Genomic DNA, 7426 nt, shown 5'->3' with positions numbered 1-7426 from the left:
ATAGTATAGAATAAATGAAAGTTTACAGTGCAGCACCGGAAGGAAATCAAATGGCTGATTTAGAGCCGGCTCGTTATTTTAATTTGGCAATAAAACAAATCTTAGAGGTAGAAGAATGGTTAAGAACAGCTGACGAGGCTAGCCAAGCTCTATTGGTTCATATTGATGTTTTTGTATATTTGAGTAAGAAATATCCTGAAATGGCGAATAGAAGGGTAGCAAAACTAAACAGAAACCAAATTAAAGAAACTTTTTATGCCTGGTTCGAAAGATGTGGAAAAAAAATACCCGCTAGTTTTAGGGATGGTGTTAAAGAATCAGCTGATTTATTATTTTCTGAACTAGATAAAATTTAAATATTATATGAATTTGGATGATTTTATGGAGTCAATAGATCCTTTTTTTTGGGTTGAACATGAAAATAGTGTTTCGGTATGCCTTAATGTTGGGGAGTATAAAACTGAAATTTTTGAAACACGAGAAGAAGAAGGTTTTGAAGGAAATGGATATGATTGGGGCTCTCTTGCACAAGTTTTTTTAGAAGAAAAAAAAACAGAGTTAATAAATATTGTTAAGTTTGATCCCGAAGGAAGCATGTTTTGTGCCTATTCTTCAGATTCCGAAGCCTTAAAATCTTTTATTATTTCATTTAAAGAAGCTTGTGAAAATAAAGAGTTAATTCTTGATTTGTTTTCAAGAGCAGAATTAGATTAGTGCTTTAGGGAATTAAATAAATAAAATGAAACTTTCAATTTGTTATTCTTTCGATCTGTAACAACAAGATTATAAAAACTAAACCCCGCTCATTTTGAACTGCCCCCAAATAGTTAGACACTATTTGGGGCCATTTTTTATGAATAAAAAAAGAAATTTTACAGCAGAATTTAAACTTGAACAAGTTTTAAAGTATCTTGAGAATCACCTATCCTATACTGCTATTTCAAATGAAGCTGGTATTGATCATTCTGTATTACGAAGATGGGTTAGTTTGTATCAATCCAAAGGGATTTTAGGATTAGAAATTAACAAAACCAAAACTACTTTTAGTTTAGATTTTAAACATAAAGTAGTCAAAGGTATGATAGCAAATAACTTATCGTATTTTGATACCAGTATAAATTTGGCATTTGGTAAGAACGTTTGCTTATAGATTTCAATCGAAATTCACAAAATGCGTAAAACTACTCAAGTCTTATTTGTTTTTATTTTCTTACATTTAGAACTAAAAAAAAACGGAAAAAATGGAAAATCAGAATCAATTTGACGGGTTAGGAACTTTTGAGCATATCGTAGTTTTAATGCTGGAAAACCGTTCGTTCGACAATCTTTTAGGATATCTCTATGAAAAGGAAGAAGTGCCGTCAAATAAGTCTTTTGACGGACTTTATAATCCTGAAATTGAGTATGCCAATCCAATACCTCCAAGAGTAACTAATAATTTAGGGAATACCAGTATTTCTCCTTCACGTGCTGCAAATTACCAGACACCTTATCCCGATCCGGGTGAAGAATATCCACATGTGAATACGCAGCTTTTCAACAACATTGAGCCTTTGTCTAATGTTGGGTTATCTGATTATTTAATGACAAAACCTTACAATCTGCCTAATCCTGTGCCTCCTAAGGCGGGTATGAATGGTTTTGTCAACGATTACGAGAGTAATCTGAGGGCAACCTATCGTATTGACAGCCCCACATACGAACAGTATGAGGTAATCATGCAGTGTTTTCAGCCCGATCAGATTCCGGCAATGGCCACTTTGGCAAAGGAATTTGCGGTTTTTGATCATTGGTATTGTTCGGTACCGAGCCAAACTTATTGCAATCGGGCCTTTTGGCATGCTGCCAGTTCAGGAGGTAAAGTTATTAATCCTCTTGGTGAGGATGGGAGTGGACTCTCCGGAATTGATGCTGACTTGCATGATATGGATTCGTGGATCAAAGAGGTTTGGTCGCTTCCAACTATTTTTGAACGCATGAATGAAAAGGATGTTTCGTGGAAAGTCTATTCACCTATTGCACCGTTAAGCCTGACCAATATTGTGAATGGCTTTGGAGAAGGAAAATACAATACTCACGGACATCTTGACTTTTTTGTAGATTTAGAATTTGGAACCCTGCCACAATATTCCTTTGTAGAACCGCAGTTTCTTCACAAACACAACGACCAGCATCCATCGGCAGTGAATCATGCTTTAACTGTTGGTACCGTAAAATTAGGGGATGAATTGATACGAGAGGTATATACTGCTATCAAGAATAGTCCAAAAAGAGATAAAATACTTTTTATCATTACGCATGATGAACATGGTGGTTGTTATGACCATGTTAGTCCGCCGGAGACAGTGCCGCCTGTTGCCGGTATGAAAGGGGAGTGCGATTTTACTTTTGATCGTTTTGGGGTACGTGTTCCTATGATAATGGTTTCTTCTTATATTCAGCCCGGTACCATAATCAACGGGCAGTTTGAACATACTTCATTTATAAAAACGGTATGCCAGAAGTGGGGACTGGATCCGTTAACCGATAGGGATAAAGATGCTAAAATTCGGCCTTTTACTGAAGTTTTTTCGAGCCAAAAGAGAACGGAGTGGCCTGATATCCCCTGGGAAATGAAATTGGAGGATCTGCTTCCTGAGCCTGATACGAGCAGTGATCCATTAAACGGATTGCAAAAAGCGATGTTAATCAGTTTATTACATATTGAAAAGGAGAGAGGGCTTGGTAATACTCAAAAAGAAGATATAAAAACCATTGGGGACATGATGGAGTTCATCAAAAGATTCTAATTTAATTTTATTAGAAAAAATGATTATTGCTTTTTTTTAAGTAAAAGAATGAAAAATAGTACTTAAAAGTATCAAAACAGGGTTGTTATCTAGAATAATTCAAAATAATTTGGTTTGATTTGATACAAATAATACATTTGCGTTATTAAAAATAATTCTAAATAACATGAAAGTAAAAGTACTATTGCCACTTTTGGGCTGTTTGATGATGCTGCTTACGGCTTCTGCATCATTTGCGCAGACGGGTACAATAAAAGGAACGGTTTCATTGTCTAATGATGAGGCAGCAGATAATATTTCTGTAACACTGAAAGGAACAAAGATTGGAACTACCACTGACGCTCAGGGAAATTATGAGATCAAGAACATCAGACCCGGAAATTATATTCTGAAGGTTTCGGTAATTGGGTTTTCCTCTAAAGAAAAAAATGTTGAAGTTTCAGCAGGAAGTAATCTTGTTGAAAATTTTACACTGCTAACTACATCTGAAGCACTTACAGAAGTATTTGTAAAAGGGAATGCTAATAAATATACCAAATCTGAAAGCCAGTATGTGTCGAGGATGACAATTAAAAACCTTGAAAATGCACAGGTTTATAATGTGGTTACTAAAGAGTTGATCAAAGATCAGTTGGTAACCAATCAGGATGAGGCATTAAAAAATGTACCGGGTTTATATCAATTATGGGCAGCCACTAATCGTGCCGGTGACGGAGCTTCATGGTATTCCTTACGCGGATTTACCACTCAGAGTTTGGTAAGAAATGGTCTTGCCGGAAAAGTAAACAGTAATACTGATGCGGTAAATTTAGAAAGAATCGAAGTAATAAAAGGGCCATCAGCTACACTTTTTGGAAATGTGGTTTCTTCTTACGGTGGATTAATCAATCGTGTGACTAAAAAACCTTATGATAATTTTGGTGGAGAAATTTCATATCAAAACGGAAGTTATGGTTTTAACCGTTTAACGGCCGATATCAATACTCCAATTAATGACGACCATACCGCATTGTTCAGATTGAATGCTGCTTTTGGAAATGCAAATACTTTTCAGGATTTCGGTTATTCAAAGAGTTTCTTCGTAGCGCCGTCTTTTGCTTATAAAGTAAACGATAAACTTACCATCTCTATCGATGCCGAAATTGGAAATCAGGACAACTCCGGTATGCCTTTAATTTATCTTCCTTTTGGAGTTTCTATTGCTGACTTAGGCGTTAATAATGCTAAGAATTTGGATGTAAATTTCAAAAGATCATTTTTAGGAGATGAATTTATGACCAACACCAAAACATTAAACGTTTTCGCACAGGCTCTTTATCAAATTTCAGAAGAATGGACTTCTCAAACCGTATTCAGCAGCAGTTCTAACAAAGCAAGTGGTTTACAGACATGGTTTTACCTTTTGAAAGATCAGGAATTCTCAAGAAACGCCTGGGATGCAAATGGAAAAGATAACGCGATCGAATTCCAACAAAACTTTAATGGTGATTTCAAAATTGGATCCATGAGAAACCGCTTTTTAGTAGGTGGTGATATCTATTACGGTTCAAATAAATTAGTGTACCAAAGTTTACCGGGTTATGCGGCGTTTGATACCATAAAGTATACAGGAGCGGTGACTAATTATTATGACTTTAACCCAACAAATGTAAAGGATGCACTTACCGGAAAAGGGAATCCTCCTTATACTACTAACAGTTCTATAGCAACATATAGTGTTTACGTAGCAGATGCAATCAACATTACAGAAAGATTAATTCTTTCGGCAGCAGTACGTTTTGATCATTTTCAAAATAAAGGATCATTTGATCCTGCTTCGAATACAAAAGCGGACAATTTTTCTCAAAATGCTTTCTCACCAAAATTTGGTGCCGTGTATCAAATCGTAAAAGATCAGGTATCTGTTTTTGGAAATTACCAAAATAGTTTTACCAATAAAGGATTCTTAAATGCTAATGTTGGCGGGAAGCTTGAAATGAAACAGTTTGATCCTGAAAAAGCAAATCAGCTTGAAGTTGGTGTAAAAGTGAATGCTTTCCAGAATAAAGTAAGCGCAACTTTTAGTTATTATGATATCAAAGTTGACAATATTGTAATCGCAGATCCGAATCTTCCAAATGCGAGCATACAAAACGGAACACAATATAGCAAAGGTTTTGAAGTAGAGCTTACAGCTAACCCAATTCCAGGATTGAACCTTCTTGTGGGGTACTCTAATAATAACTCTAAATTAAATGATTTAAGACCTGTAACTGCAGGACCTGAAAATCTAATCAATTACTGGTTCAGCTATAACCTTCAAAAAACAAAACTGAAAGGATTAGGTCTAGGATTTGGAGGGAATTATGGAGACGCTACCTACATTTACAATAACGGACCTGGTCAAACTTTTGAGCTTCCGTCATATGCTGTGGTTAATACTGCTTTGTACTACGATCAGCCCAAATACAGAGTGTCTTTAAAAGTAAATAACTTACCAGACCAATTGTATTTTAATGGTTATACGACAATAAATGTTCAGGCTCCACGTACTGTTATGGGAAGTTTAACTTATAAATTCTAGTTTTTTTTAGAATACTGAATACAAAAAGGCTCGAACGTAATGTTCGAGCCTTTTTTTGTTTGATGACTTGTAATGCAATTAGAATGCTTGTGTAAAGCTTAAGGTTAATCGTGTGCGATTTTATTTTGTCTAATCTATTATTGAAAAATGGGAAACATCGAGGGTTAGTACAATTTAAAATAGGATTTGTTCTTAGTTATATATTTAGTTCTCTATTCTTTCAATTACTTTAATCCTAATTACTGTTAGGTTACCATACTTTTCAATATCTTGTGCTGTCCATATATATTCCTTTCCCTTAGGCCTTTTATCATCACTCCAATCAACAGGTTCCTTTACATAGACATAAAAGCTTATGTTTTTTCGTCCAACAACTTTTTGATTAATTTCCGAAGGACTCAAAAAACTAAAAGTGAAAAATGAAGGACTGTCAGTGATAGCAAAAGCCGTTTTTATTTCAGGTTTTATTTCTTTTAGAAGGTTTTTCAGAGGCTTATTGAGAAACTGCTGTTCATTTGTTTTTAATTTAAATATATCATTAGGAGTTTGTACCAATTGCTGTGCTTTGCAGCTATAGTTAATTAGTAATAGCAGAAGTATAAATGTTTTTAATAGCTTTTTCATTTTTTTTGAATTATTTGTTAATTACAAGGTATTGAGGTGTAAGACTTGTTGCCATTGGGTAGTATAGATTCTTTAGTATTAAACGGTTTGAATTGTCCTGCAGAATCTTGTTTCATCAAAGTGACTCCTGCATTATATTTATTTAAAATTACTGACATTGCTTCAGTCCTGCCATCAATAGAAGAACCAAAGGTAGTGACTAAAATTTGCAGTTGGTCAAAAAGAACGTCCGGAAATTCGGGATTGTAGCCTGGTATCTGATCAGCAGGATAAGCAGCAGCAAAATCTTTTGCTGCTTGCAAATTGGTTATAACAATTGCATATACCTCTCCTCCCGTTAGAATGTACGAAGTTGTAAAATTACGATTGTTTACATTTAAAGTTATACCAGTATAAATGTCACCTGCAGATAGTGGAGTATTATTTGGGTGGTTGTGCATGGCAGCAAAAGATCCATGCCAGTTAGTGTTTACTTTTACACTAGAAGTGCCACCACTATTCATAGCTATCTGTCCTAATTGATTATTCCGTCTAGTTAAAGTAATACTATGCTCTATTTTTGGATCAGCATTAAGGATGTTTTTTTTTGCGGATAGAAAAACGGGGTCTTTTCCGTCAATAGACATTTTTGCGGCTTGTGCACAGGGATCTAGTTTTATAACTGGAGGTGGTTGACCGCCAGGAAAGGACGGACCTCCTGGAAAATAGGGAACTCCTGGCACTGGTATATTGTCAGGTACCCAACTCCAATTACTACAAGTCGTAATAGGACCAACTGTAACGTAGTATGTGCATATGTATTTTGAAGTGACATTCTGTATTGGAGCTCTGTTATGATATCTAATATGTTGACCGTTTTGAAATTCTCCAGAATAAATAATTTTGTTTTTACTGTTTTGGATCGTGATATATCCCGAATATATGGAATCAGTTTTATAGAGATTAAATTCTTTACCATTATTTATATTTTTATTTTTTGTAGTGTAAATAATATCAAAGATCTGATATTCTTCATTTTTATTTGAAATGAATAATAATGACATATAAGTCCTATAATCAGTATCGCCAATAACATTTGTAGATGTATTGTCAAACAGCATAAGAGGAATTTCTATTGTTTTAGCCTCACCTTCAATAGATATGGCTGCATTTTCCCAGTCTATTTTTTTTGTGTACTTTAGTGATTCTAGATTTGAACCGTTACTGTCAAACCATTCTTTTGCTGAAGTTACATCAGGATTTATGACCGTAGTTTTTATTTCATCGCTTTGACAGCCGGTCATAAACGTACTTACTTATGTTAGTACTAGTAGATTCAATATATTTTTTGTTTTTTGTATCATATTTTGCAATGAATTTAAACTTGTTATGTAAGAGTATTTATTCAGTTTAATGGATTTTTCAAAAAAAAAAATACGTATAGTATTTTATATCTGTCTCTAATACACAA

7 protein-coding genes are annotated in these 7426 nt (G+C 34.6%); 5 read left to right on the top strand and 2 right to left on the bottom strand.

Annotation, left to right across the window (positions count from 1 at the left end):
- Positions 1 to 14 precede the first annotated feature (14 nt).
- From JO950_RS20535 to JO950_RS20515, 5 genes are all read left to right on the top strand, one after another.
- Positions 15 to 356: a hypothetical protein gene (locus tag JO950_RS20535; RefSeq protein ID WP_070905575.1), complete on the top strand. Its 342-nt coding sequence runs from the start codon at positions 15 to 17 to the stop codon at positions 354 to 356.
- A 7-nt stretch (positions 357 to 363) separates the two neighbouring features.
- Entirely contained in the window at positions 364 to 714 is a 351-nt protein-coding gene (locus JO950_RS20530) for an immunity 51 family protein (RefSeq protein WP_202704310.1), read from the top strand.
- A gap of 139 nt (positions 715 to 853) precedes the next feature.
- A complete protein-coding gene (locus JO950_RS20525; RefSeq protein ID WP_202704309.1) occupies positions 854 to 1150 on the top strand; it encodes a transposase in 297 nt (98 codons plus the stop codon).
- Between the two features lie 91 nt (positions 1151 to 1241).
- Positions 1242 to 2789, top strand: a complete 1548-nt coding sequence (locus tag JO950_RS20520) for an alkaline phosphatase family protein (protein ID WP_202704308.1) — start codon at positions 1242 to 1244, stop codon at positions 2787 to 2789.
- A 166-nt stretch (positions 2790 to 2955) separates the two neighbouring features.
- The gene (locus JO950_RS20515) at positions 2956 to 5352 is read left to right on the top strand and encodes a TonB-dependent receptor (protein ID WP_202704306.1); all 2397 of its coding nucleotides are present in this window, start codon (positions 2956 to 2958) and stop codon (positions 5350 to 5352) included.
- 204 nt (positions 5353 to 5556) lie between these two features.
- On the opposite strand, the gene JO950_RS20510 is transcribed toward JO950_RS20515, so the two are convergent.
- Positions 5557 to 5976 (bottom strand): hypothetical protein, encoded by a 420-nt coding sequence (locus tag JO950_RS20510; RefSeq protein WP_202704304.1) that lies wholly within the window; start codon positions 5974 to 5976, stop codon positions 5557 to 5559.
- Between the two features lie 17 nt (positions 5977 to 5993).
- The gene (locus JO950_RS20505) at positions 5994 to 7259 is read right to left on the bottom strand and encodes a hypothetical protein (protein ID WP_202704302.1); all 1266 of its coding nucleotides are present in this window, start codon (positions 7257 to 7259) and stop codon (positions 5994 to 5996) included.
- Positions 7260 to 7426: the final 167 nt, after the last annotated feature.

This window comes from Flavobacterium sp. UGB4466 (assembly GCF_903469665.1).
Lineage (GTDB): Bacteria > Bacteroidota > Bacteroidia > Flavobacteriales > Flavobacteriaceae > Flavobacterium > Flavobacterium lipolyticum.
The sequence above is the reverse complement of the archived record's forward strand: the minus strand, read 5'-3'. Positions and strand labels throughout refer to the sequence as shown.